Source organism: Buttiauxella sp. BIGb0552, from assembly GCF_004366275.1.
GTDB classification, from domain to species: domain Bacteria; phylum Pseudomonadota; class Gammaproteobacteria; order Enterobacterales; family Enterobacteriaceae; genus Buttiauxella; species Buttiauxella gaviniae.
Map to the genome: position 1 here is coordinate 140,830 of NZ_SODY01000005.1, position 18,915 is coordinate 159,744.

Here is an 18,915-nt window from a genome sequence, read left to right on the forward strand (position 1 = left end):
GGCCCGCACTCCAGCGCCCGAATTGAAAGCAGGACGACCTGCGAGCCTGAGAAACGGTTATGTTTAAACGAGTCTTGATTGCCAACCGTGGCGCGATTGCGGTGCGTATTATCCGCACCCTGAAGCAAATGGGCATCACTGCAATTGCGGTCTATGCCGAAGCCGATAAACACTCCCAGCACGTGCGCCAGGCCGATATTGCCTTCTCGTTAGGTGACGGCAACGTACGCGAAACTTATCTCAACCAGGACAAACTGTTTGCGATCCTGCGCGAAAGCGGCGCTGAAGCCGTGCATCCGGGCTACGGTTTCCTGAGTGAAAACGCCAGTTTTGTTGAGCGCTGCGATGCAGAAAATGTGGTATTCCTCGGCCCGACGGTTGAACAGATGGCGGCCTTTGGCCTGAAACATCGCGCCCGAGAACTGGCAGAGTTAAATAACGTGCCACTGCTTTCTGGCAGTGGGTTGCTGACCTCACTTGAGGTTGCCTTAACCCAAGCGGATCGTATCGGCTACCCGGTGATGTTGAAAAGCACGGCGGGCGGCGGTGGGATTGGCATGCAATGCTGCGATAATGCATCAGCATTGAAAGAAGCATTTACCCGCGTAAAACGCCTCGCAGGTAACAACTTCTCCGACGATGGCGTCTTTTTAGAGAAATTTATCGCCCACGCACGCCATATCGAAGTGCAGGTTTTTGGTGACGGAGCCGGTAACGTTATCGCGCTGGGCGAACGCGATTGTTCAGCACAGCGCCGCAATCAAAAAGTGATTGAAGAAACCCCTGCCCCACGCCTGTCTGATGCGACCCGCAGCGCCCTGCACTGCACGGCAGTCGAACTTTGCGAAGCGGTTAATTATCGCAGCGCCGGGACGGTTGAATACGTCTACGACGATGTCAGCGAGCAGTTCTGGTTCCTTGAAGTGAACACCCGTTTGCAGGTTGAACATGGCGTAACCGAAATGGTTTACGGCGTGGATATTGTGAGCTGGATGGTGGCACTGGGTGCAAATGAACTCCCTGCGTTAGAAACCTTGCGCACTACGCCGCACGGCCATGCGATTCAGGTGCGGGTTTATGCCGAAGACCCGGCGAAAAACTTCCAGCCGGTGGCCGGACTGTTAAGCGAAGTCATATTCCCACAGGCGATAGAAGGCGCTGTGCTTCGTGTCGATCACTGGCTGGCAACCGGCTGCGAAGTCTCGCCTTTTTACGACCCGATGCTGGCAAAAGTAATTGTTCATGCTGATTCCCGCGAACAGGCGCTGTTATCGCTATCAAACGCATTGCAGCAAACATCGCTCTATGGCATTGAAACCAACCTGAACTGGCTGCGATATTTACTGACTTTGCCAGAAGTACAGGAAGGGAGAGTCATCACCGCCACGCTTGGCAAGGTGAACTGGCAACCCGCAACGCTGGATGTGATTACCGGCGGCACCATGACCACTATCCAGGATGCACCAGGCCGCAGCGGTTACTGGCATGTCGGCGTGCCGCCTTCCGGCCCGTTCGACAGCCGCGCCTTTACCGTTGGCAATCAGCTTTTGGGCAACAGCGCGCAGGCCGCTGGCCTGGAAATTACGTTACGCGGCCCGACACTGCGCTTTAATCAGCCGTGCGCTTTCGTGCTGACCGGTGCTGAAATTGCCGCAAAACTGGATGACGAAACGGTATCAACAGGTGTGGTGATTAACGCTAATGCCGGGCAAACCCTGACGCTGGGCGACATTACCGGCGCGGGTTGCCGTAGCTATTTGCTGCTGGCGGGCGGGCTGAACTGCCCAGAGTATCTCGGTAGCCGCAGCACCTTTACGCTGGGTAAATTTGGTGGTCATGCCGGGCGTGCGCTGCGTGCTGGCGATGTGTTGCACCTGGCCGCAGCGGAGCATCGCCCTGCTGCTTCTTTAACGGAACAAGATTACCCGCAGCTGAGCAATAGCTGGCAGATCCGGGTGGTTTACGGGCCGCACGGCGCACCGGAGTTTTTCACCGAGCAGGATATTGAGGAGTTTTTTGCAGCGCGTTGGCAGGTGCATTACAACTCGAGTCGTACCGGTATTCGTTTGATTGGCCCAAAACCGACCTGGGCACGCAGCGATGGCGGTGAGGCAGGAATGCACCCGTCAAATATTCACGACAATGCTTATGCCTTTGGCACCGTGGATTTTACTGGTGATATGCCGGTGATCTTAGGGCCGGACGGCCCGTCGCTCGGTGGCTTTGTCTGCCCGGCGACGGTCATCAGTAACGATTTGTGGAAGCTCGGGCAGCTTAAAGCCGGGGACACAATTGAGTTTGTCGCGGTGAGTCTGGATGGTTTGGAAAACCGAATCGCCTCCCCAATCCTCTACCACGATCCCGCCAACAACGGCATGCCATCCGTCACCATCCGTGCGGCAGGAGACCGCTTTTTACTGGTGGAATACGGTGAGCAGATGCTGGATATCGCCCTGCGCTTTCGTGTCCACGCGCTAATGCAGCGCCTGGAAGCCTATCCGCAAGAAGGACGTCTTGAACTGACCCCCGGTATTCGCTCATTACAAATTCATTTCGATAACCATCTTTGCCCTCGCCAGCAACTGCTGGAAAGGATCGTGGCAGCCGATAAAGATCTTGGCGATCTGCAAAACGCTAAAGTCCCGTCGCGTACCGTCTGGCTCCCACTGAGCTGGGACGATTCCGCCTGCCGTGAAGCAATTACCCGCTACACTCAGTCGGTGCGCCCCGGTGCGCCGTGGTGCCCAAGCAATATCGAATTTATCCGCCGTATCAATGGCCTTGATTCAGTTGATGAAGTCAAAAAGATTGTCTTTGATGCCCGTTACTTAGTAATGGGGCTGGGAGATGTTTACCTTGGCGCACCGGTGGCGACACCGCTCGACCCGCGCCATCGCCTGGTCACCACCAAATACAACCCGGCACGCACCTGGACTGCAGAAAACTCCGTGGGAATCGGTGGCGCATACATGTGCGTTTACGGCATGGAAGGGCCTGGAGGATACCAGTTTATCGGGCGCACATTGCAAATGTGGAACCGAGATCGCCAGACAGATGTATTCACCAAACCGTGGCTACTACGCTTCTTCGACCAGATTCGTTTCTACGAAGTCAGTGCTCAAGAACTACTGGAAATACGTGAACGTTTCCCGTGGGGCGACTACCCGCTGCGCATTGAAGAAGAGGAATTTAGCCTCGATGATTATCAGCAAATGCTTGATCAAGAAGCAGAAACCATCGATACCTTCCAGCAGCAGCGCCAACATGCTTTTGATGAGGAACTGTCTCGCTGGCGTGCTGAAGGGCAATTCACCTTTGATAGTGCGCTGGATGAAGCCCCGTCTAATGAAGAGTACATCCCTGACTCCTGCTGCGGAGTAGAAAGCCAGGTCGCCGGGAGTGTATGGCAATGGCTGGTTGAGCCCGGTGAGCAGGTAAAAGCGGGCCAAACCATTGGCATTCTGGAATCTATGAAAATGGAAATCCCAATTACTTCACCGGTGGATGGCGTTATCCGCACCTTCCAGCGCCAACAAGGCAATCAGGTCCACGCCGGGCAGTTGCTGATGGTGATTGAAACCGCGGCCTGATTTTCACTTTTTATATGGCGGGTTGCACTGGCGGCCCGCCCATTTCACATGTTGCTCATTTGTTAACTCACTCACAAATCCGCGCAGCAAGGATTTTTATTTAACCCACTAATATTTAATGTGTTATTTCACAAGTATGCATATCCCCATCCCAATCAGTACGATAATCGCACACAAACACCTGCCGAATGATTGCCCAATAGCCTGCTGAGTGGTTTGATTTAACGAACGATTAACGAATCATTGTTCGATAATCGAACACCTCAGCATCCTTCAGGACGTGCCTTATGACAAAGACAACAACGACAGATATTCAGGCATTTATTAACAATAATAAGTTTTCCCGATATCAGTGGATGATCCTCATCCTCTGTTTCATTACGGTGGCATTGGACGGCTTCGATACCGCGATTATTGGTTTTATCGCCTCAGACTTAGTACAGGAATGGGGCGTACAGAAATCTGACCTTGGCCCGGTGATGAGTGCCGCTCTGGTTGGGCTGGCAGTCGGTGCATTAACTGCCGGACCAATGGCTGACCGCATCGGGCGTAAAAAGGTGTTGGTGTTATCGATTCTGATATTCGGTGGTTTTAGCCTGCTGACCGCCTTTGCCACCAGCCTGACATCACTTGCTCTACTCCGCTTCCTCACCGGGCTTGGCCTGGGTGCTGCAATGCCGAACGCGGCAACGCTGATGTCAGAATATGCACCAGAACGTAAACGCGCCCTGCTGGTGAACCTGATGTTTGTCGGCTTCCCGATTGGTTCTTCAATGGGCGGTTTTGTCTCCGCATGGATGATCCCACATTACGGCTGGCAGAGCGTACTGGTGCTGGGCGGCGTCATGCCACTCATTCTTTCAGTGGTGTTGATGATTTGGTTGCCGGAATCGGCTCGTTATCTGGTGGTGAAGAACAAGCCGCAGAAAGATATCGCCACTATTTTGCGACGCATTGCCCCACTGCCGTCAGGCGAAAATCTGCGCTTCGTGCTGAATGAAGTCGGCGGTCATATTAAAGATAAAACCGCGCTGGGCGTGATTTTCTCACCAAGATATCTGGTAGGAACCTTAATGCTCTGCCTGACCTATTTCATGGGCCTGCTGATTTTCTATCTGCTGACCAGTTGGCTACCGCTGCTGATTCGTGAAACAGGCGCAACGCTTAGTCAGGCGTCGATTATCACCGCTTTGTTCCCACTCGGTGGTGGCATTGGGGTTCTGATTATTGGCGCACTGATGGACAAGCTGAACCCAAACAAAGTGGTCGCCGTGGGTTATTTGCTGACAGGTCTTTTTGTGTGCCTGGTAGGGTTCTCTACTTCAAGCCTGGTATTAATGGGCGTGATGGTGTTTATCGCAGGCACCATTATGAACGGCGCGCAATCTTCAATGCCTGCGCTAGCCGCCGGGTTCTACCCAACACAAGGTCGTGCAACCGGTGTGGCATGGATGTTGGGGCTTGGACGTTTTGGCGGAATTCTTGGGGCGTTTAGTGGTGCATTCTTGATGCAAGCTGAACTGTCGTTCAAAACTATTTTCATGCTACTGGCAATTCCGGCCCTACTTTCCGCGAGCGCGCTGATGGTGAAATCCTGGGCGGGCCAGCGCACATTGGCTGAGAACCGCGCCAATAACCACGAGCTGGATAAAGTTACGCAAAAAGCATGATGGAAAAATCTATAAGCACGGCGGGCAAGTCCCGCCGTTTTGCGTAAAATGCATAACCATTTACAAATTTATACTCAATCCCGCTCATCACAGACTTTTCAATTCGTTATGCCGCTTAGTTTTTTTGCTGAAACGCATAAGCCTGACACAGCAAGAAAATAGTTAGCGTGAAAACCATCTGCCCGCTTTTTTTCCAACTACTCTTAATAGGCTTCTTACCGTTCACGAGGTCGATGTGTGATTTATGAGGAGTTCTCGATGGAATATAAAGATCCAATGTTTGAGCTGCTAAGTAACCTTGAGCAGATTGTTTTTAAAGATAAGCATCAAATGATGGCACTTAATGATAAGCCCAATGCATTTTCTGAATTTGAACAACTAAGAAAAAGTACCGGGCTTAAGATTGATGATTTCGCCCGCGCAATGGGTGTGAGTGTTTCAATGGTACAGGAGTGGGAATCAAAACGACTCAGACCCTCCAATACCGAGCTGAAGTTGATGCGCTTAATGCAAGCGAATCCAACAATCAGTAAGCAGTTGATGGAATGATTTTGTACTTTGTACCCTGATTGCCTTGTCCCATAATTGTTATCCAAAACCCCGCCTGAGCGGGGTTTGTCGTTTCTGAAGGCTACGTAAATAGTATGAAACGAAGCGGCAATGCTCGAAAACCTGACCTGTGTCACTTCCGTAATCACAAATCTAATCCATAACTTAGAGAGGGTTATTAACACGTAAAGCAAAAGGAGGTTGTATGTCTAAGAAAATCCTGGTTCCTATCGATATTTCCGAAACAGAGCTGACACAGCAGGTTATCCCCCATGTTGAAGGGTATGCAAAGCAGGACGATGCCACGATCCATTTTCTGGCCGTCATCCCTGACTATACCTATTTTGCCGCTTACGGCCTGGGCTATGCTTCGATTGCACCAGATGCCAAAGAGAGGGAAGCTGCCGCCATGGAATCGCTGAGCGAAATAGTGGCTAAATTTAACCTGCCTGAAGATCGGATTGAAAAGCACGTTCTGAGCGGTTCGCCGAAAGATCATATTCTCCAACTGGCCGATGACATTGACGCCGATGTGATTATTCTGGCTTCCCACCGCCCAAGCATGTCTACCTATCTTCTTGGCTCAAACGCTGCTGCAGTGGTTCGCCATGCAAAATGCTCGGTATTGGTTGTTCGCTGAGTCATAAAAAACCCCGCGCTGCGGGGTTTGAGGTTAATAGTATATTTTTTCCCAGGCCGGATTAGCATCGCGACAACCTGTCTGGGAAATAGCTAGCCCATTGATAATCAAGCGTAAACATTCAGGCGAAAAAAAAACCCGCCGAAGCGGGTTCTTTAAAACGGCAGAGAACTTATTGCAGCAGGGAGATATCCGCAACCTGCAAGAACAGCTCGCGCAGTTTGGAAAGCAGCGTCAGGCGGTTAATACGCAGATCTTTGTCTTCTGCATTCACCATCACTTTGTCGAAGAACGCATCCACCGGCTCGCGCAGGTTTGCCAGTTCTTCCAGCGCTTCCTGGTAACGGCCTTCAGCGAAGAACGGTTCCAGTTTGTCGCGCAGCACAACCAGGTTAGTCGCGAGACGAATCTCTTCGGCTTCTTTCAAAACGGATGCGTGAACATGGTCGTTCAGCGTCTCGTCTGACTTCGCCAGAATGTTTGAAACACGCTTATTCGCAGCAGCCAGGGCAGATGAAGATTCCAGCGTACGGAAGTGAGATACCGCTTTCATACGCGCATCGAAATCTGCTGGTTTTGTCGGACGACGCGCCAGCACGGCCTGGATGGTATCCACGCTGTGGCCTTCTTCCTGATACCAGGCGCGGAAACGGCCCAGCATAAAGTCGATGACTTCGTCGGTAACCTTCTGGTTGGTCAGCTTATCACCGTAAAGACGCACGGCCTCTTCGGTCAGCGTTTGCAGATCAAGCGGCAGGTTTTTCTCAACGATGATGCGCAGAACGCCAAGAGCGGCACGACGCAGAGCAAACGGGTCTTTGTCACCTTTCGGGTGCTGTCCAATACCGAAGATGCCCGCAAGGGTATCCATTTTATCGGCGATTGCCACAGCACAGGCCACCAGGTTAGACGGCAGTGCATCACCCGCAAAGCGCGGCTGATACTGCTCGTTCAGCGCAACAGCAACATCTTCTGCTTCGCCATCGTGACGCGCATAGTGCATGCCCATCACGCCCTGGGTGTCGGTAAACTCGAACACCATGTTGGTCATCAGATCGCATTTAGACAGCAAACCGGCGCGAGTTGCGTGGTTTACGTCTGCGCCAATCTGGCCAGCAATCCAGCCTGAAAGGGCTTCGATGCGGTTAGTTTTGTCGCGCAGCGTACCGAGCTGTTGCTGGAACAGAACGGTTTCCAGACGCGGCAAGTTGTCTTCCAGGCGCTTTTTACGGTCGCTATTGAAGAAGAACTCGGCATCGGCCAGACGTGGACGCACAACTTTCTCGTTACCAGAGATAATCTGAATCGGGTCTTTCGACTCGATGTTGGCAACAAAGATAAAGTTCGGCAGCAATTTGCCGTCGTTTGCGTAAACCGGGAAGTACTTCTGGTCACCTTTCATGGTGTGAACCAGCGCTTCCGCAGGAACGGCGAGGAATTTCTCTTCGAATTTCGCGGTCAGCACAACCGGCCATTCCACCAGAGAAGTCACTTCTTCGAGCAGGCTTTCGCTCAGATCGGCGTTACCGCCAATTTTGCGAGCCGCTTCTTCAGCGCCTTCTTTGATAACCGCTTTACGCTGCTCGTAGTCGGCAATAACTTTGCCGCGTTCCAGCAGAATTTCAGGGTACTGATCGGCGTTGTCGATAGTGAATTCTGGCTCACCCATAAAGCGGTGGCCGCGAATAACACGATCGGACGCAATGCCAAGGATTGTTGCAGGAATAACTTCTTCGCCCAATAGCAGGGTCACAGTGTGAACCGGACGCACGAATTGGGTGTTGTTATCGCCCCAACGCATCAGTTTTGGAATCGGCAATTTGGTCAGCGCTGTGGCAATCATCGCAGGCAGCAGGGCTTGCGCGCTTTCGCCTTTAACGTGTGCACGGTACAGCAGCCATTCGCCTTTGTCGGTCGCCAGACGCTCAGCTTGATCGACGGTGATGCCGCAGCCACGAGCCCAGCCTTCAGCGGCTTTGCTTGGTTTGCCTTCTGCGTCAAATGCCGCAGAGATGGCCGGGCCACGTTTTTCAACTTCACGATCAGGCTGAGACTGTGCCAGATTAGAAATCTTCAGCGCCAGACGGCGTGGAGCGGCAAACCATTTTACTTCGCCGTGAGCGAGGTTCGCTGCATCCAGTTCCGCGGTTACGTTCGCAGCAAAGGATTCGGCCAGGCTGCGCAGGGCTTTTGGTGGCAGCTCTTCAGTGCCAATCTCCACCAGGAAAGTTTTTTCAGACATGGCAGCCTCTTATTTGTTCTTATTGCACATCGGGAAGCCAAGCGCTTCACGAGAAGCGTAATAGGCTTCGGCCACGGCTTTAGTCAGAGTACGAATACGCAGAATGTAGCGCTGACGCTCGGTAACCGAGATGGCCTTACGGGCATCAAGCAGGTTAAAGCTGTGCGCGGCTTTCAGAATGCGTTCGTAAGCAGGCAGTGGCAGTGGGTTTTCCAGCGCCAGCAGGTGCTGCGCTTCTTTCTCATACTGCTCAAAGCAGGAGAACAGGAAATCCACATCGGCGTGTTCGAAGTTGTAAGTTGATTGCTCAACTTCGTTCTGATGGAACACGTCGCCATAAGTGGTTTTACCCAGCGGGCCGTCGCTCCAGACCAGATCGTAAACGCTGTCTACGCCCTGGATGTACATTGCCAGACGCTCTAAACCGTAGGTGATTTCACCGGTAACCGGTTTGCATTCCAGGCCGCCAACTTGCTGGAAATAGGTGAACTGAGTCACTTCCATGCCGTTGAGCCACACTTCCCAGCCCAGACCCCAGGCACCCAGCGTTGGGTTTTCCCAGTTGTCTTCTACGAAGCGAATGTCATGAATAGTTGGGTCCATACCCAGCTCTTTAAGCGACCCAAGGTACAGCTCCTGAATGTTGTCAGGAGAAGGCTTGATCACCACCTGGAACTGATAGTAGTGCTGTAAGCGGTTCGGGTTTTCACCGTAACGGCCATCGGTAGGACGGCGGGATGGCTGCACATATGCAGTCGCCATCGGCTCTGGCCCTAAAGCCCGCAGGCAGGTCATTGGGTGAGAGGTGCCGGCGCCGACTTCCATGTCCAAAGGTTGAACAATGGTGCAGCCCTGGCGCGCCCAGTAGTCCTGTAAAGTCAGGATCAGGCCTTGAAAGGTCTTGGTATCAAACTTTTGCATGTTGATTTCGCACGCGTTCGAGAGGGTTAAAAAGAGAAGCGGTCAGTATACACTCAAAACCATTCGAGTTGCATCAAGACGGCAACTGAATGAATCCCCTGGAGCTTAGTAGACTAAGCGACTGGGGTGAGTGAAGGCAGCCAACGCAGAGGCAACTTGAAGGGTGACGAGTGTACCTGTTGAGGGCATGTATACAGCCCGAATCCACGTGCGTTTGCCTTGTGTTGCGGCTTTATGTAGATGAAAGGTGCAAAAACTGGCCGCTTTCGTCGAATGAGCAGGTAAACCCTTCCTTGCGAACGGTGCTGCCTTGAATCTCGTAACTACCCTGATACTGCTTAAAATCCACCACGCTGATTTGTTGCTCACGGGTGTTGTAGCGATATGCCGCTTCCTGCTTACAGGTTTCAATCATCGCACCACCTTCGACTGCAGGTTGCTGTGCACCCTGGGCATATTGCGGTTGTTGCTCCGGTGTACTGCAAGCGCTCAGTAACAGAGCACAAAAAACGAGAACCCAACTGCTATTTTTTATTTTTGGCATCATCATTCGTTACGTGTACGTTAAAATCGTTATTGTTATTCAATAATTAACAGGTATTTCATATTCTGCAAACCCGCTTCGCGCCTGACAAGATAGTGAATGCAAACTCAGATTAATACCCGTTTAAGCCATCGAGGAACGAATGCAGCAAAAAATTAACTGGATTGATAACTTGCGCGGGATTGCGTGCCTGATGGTCGTTATGATCCATACCACCACCTGGTACATCACCAATGCGAATATTGTCACGCCATTTAGTTGGGATTTATCAAACGTGCTCAACTCGGCTTCTCGCGTCAGCGTTCCGCTGTTCTTCATGATTTCAGGCTATCTGTTTTTTGGTGAACGCAGTGCACAGCAGCGTCACTTTTTGCGCATCGTCACCTGTCTGCTGTTTTACAGCGTGGTCGCGCTTATCTACATCAAATTACTGACCCCCATCAACGCGGGGCTTTCGCTGCGCTACATCCTACAAAAACCGGTGTTCTATCACCTGTGGTTCTTCTTTGCGATCATGGTGATATACCTGCTTTCCCCGTTGATTCAGGTGAAAAAAGTCAACGCGATGGTGATTCTCGGGCTGATGGTTTTGCTGGGTGTTATCGCCAACCCCAATACCGTGCCGCAAACGCTGGGCGGGGTGAAATGGCTGCCGATTAATTTATATATTCGCGGCGACACGTTTTATTACGTGCTGTATGGCTTGTTAGGTCGCGCGATTGGCATGCTGGAAACGGATAAGCGCTGGATTAGCGGGCTGGCAGCAGGCTTGTTTGCGTTGTGTATCTTTTCGATATCAACGGGTACGCGCCACCAATTAGAAGTGAACGGTAATTTTGCCGATACTTTCTATGTTTATTGCGGGCCGCTGGTGTTTATCGCCGCGATTAGTTTGTTGGTCGTGATAAAAAATTGCCTTAATAACAGGCCATTGCCGGGTTTGGCTTTAATTTCTCAGCATTCGCTAGGGATTTACGGCTTCCATGCGTTAATTATTCACTTCTTGCGCACTCACGGTTACCAACTAACCAGCTCGCCGGTTCTCGATATTTTGTGGATTTTCGGCGCAACACTCGCCGGAAGTTTGCTGCTTTCCATGGGATTACAGCGGTTGGATACGCGAAAATGGGTGAGCTAAGCATTCCTGGCGCGGGCGCGGTGCAGCTGGCGTGGTGATGAAAAGCCCGCCGCAACCGCCGCCTGCTCCATGCGTTGCCCCTGCAATAAGCGCTGTTCGGCAATAGCCAGGCGCAATTGTTCGAGATAATCCCGCACTGAAATCCCCAAATGCTTCTGAAAAAGCCGCGATAAATGGCGCGAACTGACGTGAACTTTATCGGCAATTTCCTGCACATCCCACGCCGATTCTGGTGCTGCCGAAAGCAAATCCTGCGCACGATGAACCGCCGGGTGAATGTGGTTACGGTAACGCAGCCACGGCGATAATTGCGGATCGTCGCCCGAACGGCGAAACCACACCACCATCTCACGCGCCACGTCGAGTGCCGCTTTCGGGCCGCAATAGCGGTTAATCAGATGCAGCGAGAGATCAATCCCGGAGGTAATTCCGGCGCTGGTCCAGATGCCCCGGTCTTCGACAAAAATACGATTTTCTTTTACCTGAGCGGTGGGAGCGGCTGCGCGTAATCTTGCCAGCACATCGTGGTGCGTGGTGCATTGCACGCCGCTCATCAGCCCGGCTTTCGCCGCCAGCAGCGAGCCAGAACAGACGCACATTAAATTGAGTTGCTGGCTATGAATTTGCGGTTGCAGGCGCGTCAACCAACGGCGCACAGCCTCAGCCTGTGGCGTATCAAAGTAACGATTTGAATCGCAAACGCCGGGAAGCACTAACAAACTGCCTGGCGCGAAACTTTCCGGCAGCGGTTCGATGCCCGAAAAATTGAGTCCAATGGAGGTAGAAACTTGTGGGTCCGGGCCGATGAAATGCAGGTGAAAAGCATCGCCTGCAAGCTTCAGCGTTTCCGCTGGGCCACTCAGGTCAAGAGACAGAACACCAGGCAACACAACGAACCAGACCCCAATACTCACGATAAAGACTCCAGGCACTCAGCAACAGTTTGAATTTCGGCAAAACGCCCCGCCAGCACCGTTTCAGTGCGATGGCGCAGGGTTTGCGTATCCAGCGTAACCCCTTTCCAGCTCATCGGGAAGGTGAGCATCGCTTCGCTAACAAATGAAACGCGATAACCCAAATCAGACGCCACCCGCGTGGTGGTTTCGCAACACTGTTCAGTACGAATACCGCAGATAATCAGGTGGTTAACGTCACGCTGGCGCAACCAAAGATCGAGACCGGTATCGGTAAATGCGTTGTGAACGTGTTTCTGGAACGCCACATCCGCCTGATGTTGCAAAAACGGCATCGCTTTAACATAGCCGGAAGCCAGTGAAAACGGGCCTTCATCGTCAACATGGAAGATATCTACCACCGGTATTTTCAAATCCTGGCAGCCAGAAATCAGCTGTGTAATAGCCTGCTGGAATGCCGGGAGATCCTCTTCTTGCCAGTAATCGCGATGGAAAAAAGATTGCTGCGTGTCGATATTAATCAATGCGGAACGGGACATTTTCGGACTCCTCATCAGTGGGTATGAGGCCATTGTGACAAGGGTTAGTGCGATTGCTAATACCAAAAACGGACAGTATGAGGGTGAAATGGGACCAGATGAAATATTTGAGATTGTGTCGGATGAAGCTAACGCTTATCCGACCTACGAAGCACCAAGATTTTGTAGGGTGGATAAGCGCCAGCGTCATCCACCAGCCCTTATAAACTGTGTTACTCTCGAGCCTGAAACCCTTCGGAGAAAATCATGATCAGCAAGGCAGCGCGCCCAACGATAAGCGATGTCGCAAGAGCGGCAAAGACCGGTAAAACCAGTGTTTCCCGCTATCTTAACGGCGAGCAAAATGTGCTGTCTGACGACTTACGTTTGCGTATTGAAACGGCGATTGCGCAACTCGATTACCGCCCAAGCCAAATGGCTCGCGGCCTGAAACGTGGGCGTACCCGCTTAATCGGCCTGATCATTGCCGATATCACCAACCCCTACTCTGTCGATGTGCTCAGTGGCATTGAAGCGGCGTGCCGTGAAAAGGGCTTTACGCCGCTGGTCTGTAACACCAACAACGAAGTGGACCAGGAGCTGCATTACCTGGATTTACTGCGCAGTTATCAGGTGGAAGGGATTGTGGTGAATGCGGTGGGGATGCGCGAGGAAGGGTTAAATCGCCTGCAACAATCCGCCCTGCCGATGGTGCTGATTGACCGAAAAATTCCTGATTTTGCCTGCGACGTGGTAGGTCTTGATAACATTCAGGCCGCAACAACCGCCACCGAACACCTTGTCGAACAAGGGTTTGAAGCCATTTTGTTCCTCAGTGAACCTCTCGGCACGGTGAACACCCGCCGCGAGCGCCTGAATGCCTTCCACGCCACCCTCAAACGTTACCCGGGCATTGTTGCCGAAAACGCGGAAGTGCCTTTGCACGAAGGCGAGTTGATGGACAACACGCTGCGCCAGTTCCATTCTGGCCATCGGGGAATGCGTAAAGCTGTGATTTCCGCAAACGGCGCACTCACACTTCAGGTGGCCCGCTCCCTGCGACGTATCGGCCTGCACTGGGGCTCCGATATTGGCCTGCTGGGGTTTGATGAACTCGAATGGGCGGAGCTTGCCGGCGTTGGTATCACCACGCTTAAACAGCCAACCTGGCAGATTGGTTATGCCGCTCTCCAGCAAGTAGTGAAGCGCATTGAAGGCGGTAGTGACACCGTTTATGAGCAGGTCTTTTCTGGCGAATTAATCGTTCGCGGCTCCACCACCCGTTAATCAATGTTCGTGATAGTGATCATAAATTAGACACGGCTGGCTTTTATTTGGAACCGGTTCCATCTAGCGTAATAGTTATATTATTTAGATGAGCCTGGCCGGAGAATTAAATGCCGAGAAAAATTATTGTTGTCACCGCGGCTTACGGGCATGACCGCATTGCGGCGCTGGGCGGCCAACAAGCACTATTGCCCATTATTGCCGGGGCGGGTGCCGATGGCGTCGAAATCCGCCGCGAGCTGTTAAGCAATACGCAGCTCGATGCCCTGCCAGAGCTGGCGCAGCAAATTGCCGGACACCGCCTCGAGGCCTGTTATTCCGCGCCGGAGCCGCTGTTCGCCGAAGACGGCAAACTGAACCCGCTGATCCCCTCTTTGTTACTTGAAGCCCACCAGCTGAATGCAAGCTGGCTGAAACTTTCGCTCGGCCATTTTCGCGGCAGCTCGCAGTTTTCTGTTTTGCAGCAGTGGCTGGCGCAAAGTAATGTGCCATTAGTCGTGGAAAACGACCAAACCCTGTGTGGCAAACTCGTCCCGATGCAGCGCTTCCAGGCCGCCTGCAAGGTGCTAAATCTTCCAGTGACGCTCACTTTTGATATGGCGAACTGGCTGTGGGTTGATGAATCTCCAGAGGCCGCCGCTCGCGTGCTGGCATCTTCTGTCAGCTATATCCACGTCAAAGCCGCCGTGCCACACCATTACCACTATCGGGCCATTGCACTTGATGATGCCGAACCGCGCTGGCTCGAATTACTCAATAACCTGCCAGCCGATGCGCCACGCGGAATCGAATTCCCGCTCGAAGGCCGCGACCTGACGGCTGTCACCCGCCATTACGTCAACTTATTACGCGAGGAGTAAGCGATGTCGACGCAACTTGATGTCATTACCATTGGTGAAGCAATGGCGATGTTTGTCGCCAGCCAAAGCGGCGATTTAGCAGCCGCAGAACAGTTTGTGAAACGTGTCGCAGGGGCAGAGCTGAACGTTGCCACGGGTCTTGCGCGTCTTGGCCTGAAAGTGGGCTGGGTTAGCCGGGTGGGCAATGACTCTTTTGGCCGCTATGTTCTGCAACAACTGGCGAAAGAGAATATCGACAGCCACGGAGTGACGACGGACGAGCGCTTTGCTACAGGCTTTCAGCTTAAATCTAAAGCAGAAAATGGAACCGATCCCATTGTGGAATATTTCCGTAAAAGCTCGGCAGCCAGCCACCTGTCGGTTGCGGATTTAAACGCAGAGTACTTTTGCTCCGCACGCCATCTGCACTTAAGCGGTGTGGCGGCAGCACTGTCGGAGAGCTCATTAGAACTGCTCAATCACGCCGCTCGCATGATGAAGCAGCAAGGGAAAACCATTTCGTTCGATCCGAATCTGCGTCCGGTGCTGTGGAAAAGTGAAGCCGAAATGGTGAAACAATTGAATCAACTCGCCTTCCAGGCAGACTGGGTGCTGCCAGGATTAAGCGAGGGCGCAATCCTGACAGGGCACAAAACCCCGGAAGCGATTGCCGATTTCTATCTCGACCAGGGTGTCAAAACCGTGGTGTTGAAAACGGGTGCGGACGGCGCCTGGTTTAAAACTGCCGCTGGCGATAAAGGTGCAGTGCCTGCGATTAAGGTCGATAACGTGGTCGATACTGTTGGCGCAGGCGATGGCTTTGCGGTGGGCGTAATCAGCGCTTTGCTGGAGGGAAAAACCTTACAACATGCCGTTAGCCGCGGTAATAAAATCGGCTCACTGGCGATACAAGTCATCGGCGATAGCGAAGGGTTACCGACCCGTAGCGCGCTTGGCGAATAAACGAAGACTGCATCAGCTGTGCCCTACACCCGGCATGATGCGACTCTCCTCAACATAGAGGCAAGCCCCATGAAAACCCAGTCCCTTTCATCAAAGGTAATCGCGCCAAAACGTTGGTGGTACATCATGCCAATCGTGTTTATCACCTACAGCCTGGCGTACCTCGACCGAGCTAACTTTAGCTTTGCATCTGCCGCTGGCATTAACGACGATCTCGGGATCACCAAAGGGATTTCGTCTTTGCTTGGCGCCCTGTTTTTCCTCGGTTATTTTTTCTTCCAGATACCTGGTGCGATGTACGCCGAACGCCGCAGCGTGCGCAAACTGATCTTCGTTTGCCTGATTTTGTGGGGCGGTTGTGCATCACTCACCGGGATGGTCAGCAATATTCCGGCACTGGCGGCGATTCGCTTTATCCTCGGCGTGGTGGAAGCCGCCGTGATGCCTGCGATGCTGATTTACATCAGTAACTGGTTTACTAAGTCTGAACGCTCGCGGGCGAATACTTTCTTGATTCTTGGCAACCCGGTGACGGTGCTGTGGATGTCCGTCGTTTCGGGCTACCTGATTCAGGCATTTGGCTGGCGTGAAATGTTTATTTTTGAAGGTATTCCAGCGGTTATCTGGGCATTTGCCTGGTGGATGCTGGTCAAAGATAAACCTGCGCAAGTTGGCTGGTTGTCTGATGCTGAAAAATCCGCGTTGCAGGCTCAGCTTGAGAAGGAACAAGAAGGCATTAAAGCCGTGCGTAACTACAGCGAAGCATTCCGCTCGCGCAATGTGGTGCTGCTGTGTATGCAATATTTTTGCTGGAGTATTGGTGTGTACGGCTTCGTGTTGTGGCTGCCATCAATCATCCGTGGCGCAGGAACGGCGGGTATGGGAATGGTGGAAGTCGGCTGGTTGTCATCGGTTCCTTATCTGGCGGCCACTATCGCGATGATTGTGGTTTCATGGGCTTCGGACAAAATGCAGAACCGTAAGCTGTTCGTCTGGCCACTGCTGCTGATTGGTGCGCTGGCCTTCCTCGGTTCCTGGCTGGTTGGTGCGGATCACTTCTGGGTTTCCTACACTCTGTTGGTGATTGCCGGTGCCGCCATGTACGCGCCATATGGCCCATTCTTTGCGATTATCCCGGAAATGCTGCCACGTAATGTTGCCGGTGGCGCGATGGCCTTAATCAATAGCATGGGTGCACTGGGGTCGTTTGTTGGCTCCTGGTTTGTTGGCTACCTTAACGGTGCAACAGGCAACCCATCCGCTTCCTACATTTTTATGGGGGTAGCATTGCTCGCGTCAGTATGGCTAACTCTGATAGTGAAACCGGCGAGAAACCAACAAGTTCCGGTGGAAGCACACCACGCCTAATCTCAAACCAGGCGGTCGTTATGCCGCCTGGACTGTACTTAACTCAACGGAGAACGCTATGAAGCCGTCCGTCATCCTCTACAAAAAGTTACCTGACGACCTCCTTGCCCGCCTTGAAAGCCACTTTGCCGTCACTCAACTGAACGATTTAAGCCCGCAAACTGTCCAGCAAAATGCGCAGGTTTTTGCGGATGCACAGGGGATCCTTGGCTCGAGTGAGAAAGTCGACAAAGCGTTTCTGGAACACACGCCAAAGCTGCGTGCCGCCTCCACAGTCTCTGTTGGCTATGACAATTTTGATGTCGATGCGCTGACTTCACGCGGTATCGCGCTGATGCATACACCGACCGTGCTGACTGAAACCGTCGCGGATACCATGATGACACTGGTGCTGGCGACTGCTCGCCGTGCGGTGGAAGTGTCAGAGCGTGTAAAAATTGGCGAATGGCAAGGCAGTATCGGGCCAGACTGGTTTGGCATCGACGTGCACCACAAGACGTTGGGGATTTTAGGCATGGGCCGCATTGGCCTGGCGCTGGCACAACGTGCTCACTTCGGCTTTAACATGCCGATTCTGTATAACGCTCGCCGCCACCATCAGGAAGCGGAAGACCGCTTTAACGCTCGTTATTGCGACCTCGACACCCTGCTGGCCGAGTCCGATTTCGTCTGTATTTCATTGCCATTGACCGATGAAACTTATCATCTGATTGGCGCTGAGCAACTGGCAAAAATGAAATCCTCAGCGATTCTGATTAACGCAGGGCGCGGCCCGGTGGTTGACGAAAAAGCGCTGATTAAGGCACTGATGGACGGCACGATTCACGCCGCAGGTCTGGACGTATTTGAACAAGAGCCGCTGCCGATAGATTCCCCGCTGCTCAGCCTGCCGAACGTTGTTGCCCTGCCGCATATCGGTTCTGCCACGCATGAAACCCGCTATAACATGGCGGCCTGTGCGGTGGATAACTTGATTGCTGCACTGAGTGGCAACGTGAAGGAAAACTGCGTGAACCCGCAGGTATTGAAGTAGAAATTAAAAAGCCAGTGGGGAACTGCTGGCTTATCGCCTTTTTAGCAGCAATTCCGGCATTCGACTCTGATGAATGATACCGATAACGACAATCCCTGCTTCGGCTTTTTGGTAATAGAGCATATGGCTCATATAGGGAAAGCTCCATACACCAGGAAATAAGTCGTCAGATTCATCCATTCCCATCCCCGGCATTTTTGCCAAATGCTGTAGCGTAACGCGCATACCAACCAGATATTCACGAGTCATAAGATTACCAAATTGCTTCAGTGAAAATCCCTTTAGCTCGCGCAAATCCTCTCGTGCCTCTTCCGTCAGCTTATATCCAGCCATTAAAGATCCTTCAGTAACTCATCAAACGCATCGTCACCGTCACAGACATTGCCTGTTTTAATCTGAGCAACGGAACGTGCAAGCTTATCGCGCAGATTCTGCAACTTGAGTTCTTCGATAGCGTTGTAATCGGCAATGGACATCACAACAACAGAAGGTTTGCCATTTTTGGTGATGCTCACTGGTTCACGCTGCGCTTTAGCAATCATTTCCCCAAACTGAGTTTTTGCCTGGTTGGCTGTAAAACTGATCATCCCTCACCCTCACTTCGATTGAATAGGTATAAATCGTTCGATTTGTATCTATTTTAAACTACGTAGAGAACAGGAGCGAGTCTTTGTCGCCTGGTATCGGCTAGTTCATACA

At 52.3% G+C, this 18,915-nt stretch carries 17 protein-coding genes; 10 read left to right on the forward strand and 7 right to left on the reverse strand.

Features of this window, described 5'->3' with window-relative positions; translation table 11 throughout:
- Nucleotides 1-59: 59 nt before the first annotated feature.
- The 4 genes from EDF88_RS15855 to uspF all read left to right on the forward strand — a co-directional run bounded on the left by EDF88_RS15855 (nucleotide 60) and on the right by uspF (nucleotide 6,449).
- Nucleotides 60-3,590: a 5-oxoprolinase/urea amidolyase family protein gene (locus EDF88_RS15855; RefSeq protein ID WP_134185768.1), complete on the forward strand. Its 3,531-nt coding sequence runs from the start codon at nucleotides 60-62 to the stop codon at nucleotides 3,588-3,590.
- 287 nt (nucleotides 3,591-3,877) lie between these two features.
- Nucleotides 3,878-5,260, forward strand: a complete 1,383-nt coding sequence (locus tag EDF88_RS15860; RefSeq protein ID WP_134185770.1) for an MFS transporter — start codon at nucleotides 3,878-3,880, stop codon at nucleotides 5,258-5,260.
- A 258-nt stretch (nucleotides 5,261-5,518) separates the two neighbouring features.
- The gene (locus EDF88_RS15865; protein ID WP_064514484.1) at nucleotides 5,519-5,809 is read left to right on the forward strand and encodes an HTH-type transcriptional regulator; all 291 of its coding nucleotides are present in this window, start codon (nucleotides 5,519-5,521) and stop codon (nucleotides 5,807-5,809) included.
- A 205-nt stretch (nucleotides 5,810-6,014) separates the two neighbouring features.
- On the forward strand, nucleotides 6,015-6,449 hold the full coding sequence (gene uspF, locus EDF88_RS15870; protein WP_064514486.1) for a universal stress protein UspF: 435 nt from the start codon (nucleotides 6,015-6,017) through the stop codon (nucleotides 6,447-6,449).
- 172 nt (nucleotides 6,450-6,621) lie between these two features.
- Here uspF and glyS read toward each other — a convergent pair whose 3' ends face one another.
- From glyS to EDF88_RS15885, 3 genes are all read right to left on the reverse strand, one after another.
- Entirely contained in the window at nucleotides 6,622-8,691 is a 2,070-nt protein-coding gene (gene glyS / locus EDF88_RS15875; protein ID WP_064514488.1) for a glycine--tRNA ligase subunit beta, read from the reverse strand.
- Between the two features lie 9 nt (nucleotides 8,692-8,700).
- Nucleotides 8,701-9,612, reverse strand: a complete 912-nt coding sequence (gene glyQ / locus EDF88_RS15880; RefSeq protein WP_034460421.1) for a glycine--tRNA ligase subunit alpha — start codon at nucleotides 9,610-9,612, stop codon at nucleotides 8,701-8,703.
- A 232-nt stretch (nucleotides 9,613-9,844) separates the two neighbouring features.
- On the reverse strand, nucleotides 9,845-10,156 hold the full coding sequence (locus EDF88_RS15885; RefSeq protein WP_064514490.1) for a YsaB family lipoprotein: 312 nt from the start codon (nucleotides 10,154-10,156) through the stop codon (nucleotides 9,845-9,847).
- Nucleotides 10,157-10,298: 142 nt separating this feature from the next.
- Between EDF88_RS15885 and EDF88_RS15890 the strand changes: the two genes are divergently transcribed.
- Nucleotides 10,299-11,294 carry an acyltransferase gene (locus tag EDF88_RS15890; protein WP_134185772.1) on the forward strand — a complete coding sequence of 332 codons (996 nt, stop codon included), beginning with the start codon at nucleotides 10,299-10,301 and terminating at the stop codon, nucleotides 11,292-11,294.
- Here EDF88_RS15890 and EDF88_RS15895 read toward each other — a convergent pair.
- Together EDF88_RS15895 and EDF88_RS15900 are read right to left on the reverse strand one after the other, a co-directional pair.
- Entirely contained in the window at nucleotides 11,291-12,208 is a 918-nt protein-coding gene (locus tag EDF88_RS15895; RefSeq protein WP_134185774.1) for a helix-turn-helix domain-containing protein, read from the reverse strand. The genes EDF88_RS15890 and EDF88_RS15895 overlap by 4 nt on opposite strands.
- A complete protein-coding gene (locus EDF88_RS15900) occupies nucleotides 12,205-12,747 on the reverse strand; it encodes an isochorismatase family protein (protein ID WP_134185776.1) in 543 nt (180 codons plus the stop codon). Before EDF88_RS15900 ends, EDF88_RS15895 begins: the two co-directional genes overlap by 4 nt.
- A gap of 246 nt (nucleotides 12,748-12,993) precedes the next feature.
- Between EDF88_RS15900 and EDF88_RS15905 the strand changes: the two genes are divergently transcribed.
- The 5 genes from EDF88_RS15905 (at nucleotide 12,994) to ghrB (ending at nucleotide 18,216) form a co-directional block, all read left to right on the forward strand.
- A complete protein-coding gene (locus EDF88_RS15905; protein ID WP_064514497.1) occupies nucleotides 12,994-14,013 on the forward strand; it encodes a LacI family DNA-binding transcriptional regulator in 1,020 nt (339 codons plus the stop codon).
- A gap of 110 nt (nucleotides 14,014-14,123) precedes the next feature.
- Nucleotides 14,124-14,873 carry a hypothetical protein gene (locus tag EDF88_RS15910; RefSeq protein ID WP_064514499.1) on the forward strand — a complete coding sequence of 250 codons (750 nt, stop codon included), beginning with the start codon at nucleotides 14,124-14,126 and terminating at the stop codon, nucleotides 14,871-14,873.
- Nucleotides 14,874-14,876: 3 nt separating this feature from the next.
- Nucleotides 14,877-15,815, forward strand: a complete 939-nt coding sequence (locus EDF88_RS15915) for a sugar kinase (RefSeq protein WP_064514502.1) — start codon at nucleotides 14,877-14,879, stop codon at nucleotides 15,813-15,815.
- Nucleotides 15,816-15,884: 69 nt separating this feature from the next.
- Nucleotides 15,885-17,183 (forward strand): MFS transporter, encoded by a 1,299-nt coding sequence (locus EDF88_RS15920; RefSeq protein ID WP_134185778.1) that lies wholly within the window; start codon nucleotides 15,885-15,887, stop codon nucleotides 17,181-17,183.
- 58 nt (nucleotides 17,184-17,241) lie between these two features.
- The gene (ghrB, locus tag EDF88_RS15925) at nucleotides 17,242-18,216 is read left to right on the forward strand and encodes a glyoxylate/hydroxypyruvate reductase GhrB (RefSeq protein WP_134185780.1); all 975 of its coding nucleotides are present in this window, start codon (nucleotides 17,242-17,244) and stop codon (nucleotides 18,214-18,216) included.
- Nucleotides 18,217-18,246: 30 nt separating this feature from the next.
- Here ghrB and EDF88_RS15930 read toward each other — a convergent pair whose 3' ends face one another.
- Together EDF88_RS15930 and EDF88_RS15935 are read right to left on the reverse strand one after the other, a co-directional pair.
- Nucleotides 18,247-18,549, reverse strand: a complete 303-nt coding sequence (locus EDF88_RS15930) for a type II toxin-antitoxin system RelE/ParE family toxin (RefSeq protein WP_064514508.1) — start codon at nucleotides 18,547-18,549, stop codon at nucleotides 18,247-18,249.
- Nucleotides 18,549-18,803 (reverse strand): type II toxin-antitoxin system Phd/YefM family antitoxin, encoded by a 255-nt coding sequence (locus EDF88_RS15935; RefSeq protein WP_064514510.1) that lies wholly within the window; start codon nucleotides 18,801-18,803, stop codon nucleotides 18,549-18,551. Before EDF88_RS15935 ends, EDF88_RS15930 begins: the two co-directional genes overlap by 1 nt.
- Nucleotides 18,804-18,915: the final 112 nt, after the last annotated feature.

Bases quoted from the DNA above. Each gene is read 5' to 3' on its own strand.
- EDF88_RS15855 (WP_134185768.1), top strand. From the start codon at position 60: ATGTTTAAACGAGTCTTGATTGCCAACCGTGGCGCGATTGCGGTGCGT.
- EDF88_RS15860 (WP_134185770.1), top strand. From the start codon at position 3,878: ATGACAAAGACAACAACGACAGATATTCAGGCATTTATTAACAATAAT.
- EDF88_RS15865 (WP_064514484.1), top strand. From the start codon at position 5,519: ATGGAATATAAAGATCCAATGTTTGAGCTGCTAAGTAACCTTGAGCAG.
- uspF (WP_064514486.1), top strand. From the start codon at position 6,015: ATGTCTAAGAAAATCCTGGTTCCTATCGATATTTCCGAAACAGAGCTG.
- glyS (WP_064514488.1), bottom strand. From the start codon at position 8,691: ATGTCTGAAAAAACTTTCCTGGTGGAGATTGGCACTGAAGAGCTGCCA.
- glyQ (WP_034460421.1), bottom strand. From the start codon at position 9,612: ATGCAAAAGTTTGATACCAAGACCTTTCAAGGCCTGATCCTGACTTTA.
- EDF88_RS15885 (WP_064514490.1), bottom strand. From the start codon at position 10,156: ATGCCAAAAATAAAAAATAGCAGTTGGGTTCTCGTTTTTTGTGCTCTG.
- EDF88_RS15890 (WP_134185772.1), top strand. From the start codon at position 10,299: ATGCAGCAAAAAATTAACTGGATTGATAACTTGCGCGGGATTGCGTGC.
- EDF88_RS15900 (WP_134185776.1), bottom strand. From the start codon at position 12,747: ATGTCCCGTTCCGCATTGATTAATATCGACACGCAGCAATCTTTTTTC.
- EDF88_RS15905 (WP_064514497.1), top strand. From the start codon at position 12,994: ATGATCAGCAAGGCAGCGCGCCCAACGATAAGCGATGTCGCAAGAGCG.
- EDF88_RS15910 (WP_064514499.1), top strand. From the start codon at position 14,124: ATGCCGAGAAAAATTATTGTTGTCACCGCGGCTTACGGGCATGACCGC.
- EDF88_RS15915 (WP_064514502.1), top strand. From the start codon at position 14,877: ATGTCGACGCAACTTGATGTCATTACCATTGGTGAAGCAATGGCGATG.
- EDF88_RS15920 (WP_134185778.1), top strand. From the start codon at position 15,885: ATGAAAACCCAGTCCCTTTCATCAAAGGTAATCGCGCCAAAACGTTGG.
- ghrB (WP_134185780.1), top strand. From the start codon at position 17,242: ATGAAGCCGTCCGTCATCCTCTACAAAAAGTTACCTGACGACCTCCTT.
- EDF88_RS15930 (WP_064514508.1), bottom strand. From the start codon at position 18,549: ATGGCTGGATATAAGCTGACGGAAGAGGCACGAGAGGATTTGCGCGAG.
- EDF88_RS15935 (WP_064514510.1), bottom strand. From the start codon at position 18,803: ATGATCAGTTTTACAGCCAACCAGGCAAAAACTCAGTTTGGGGAAATG.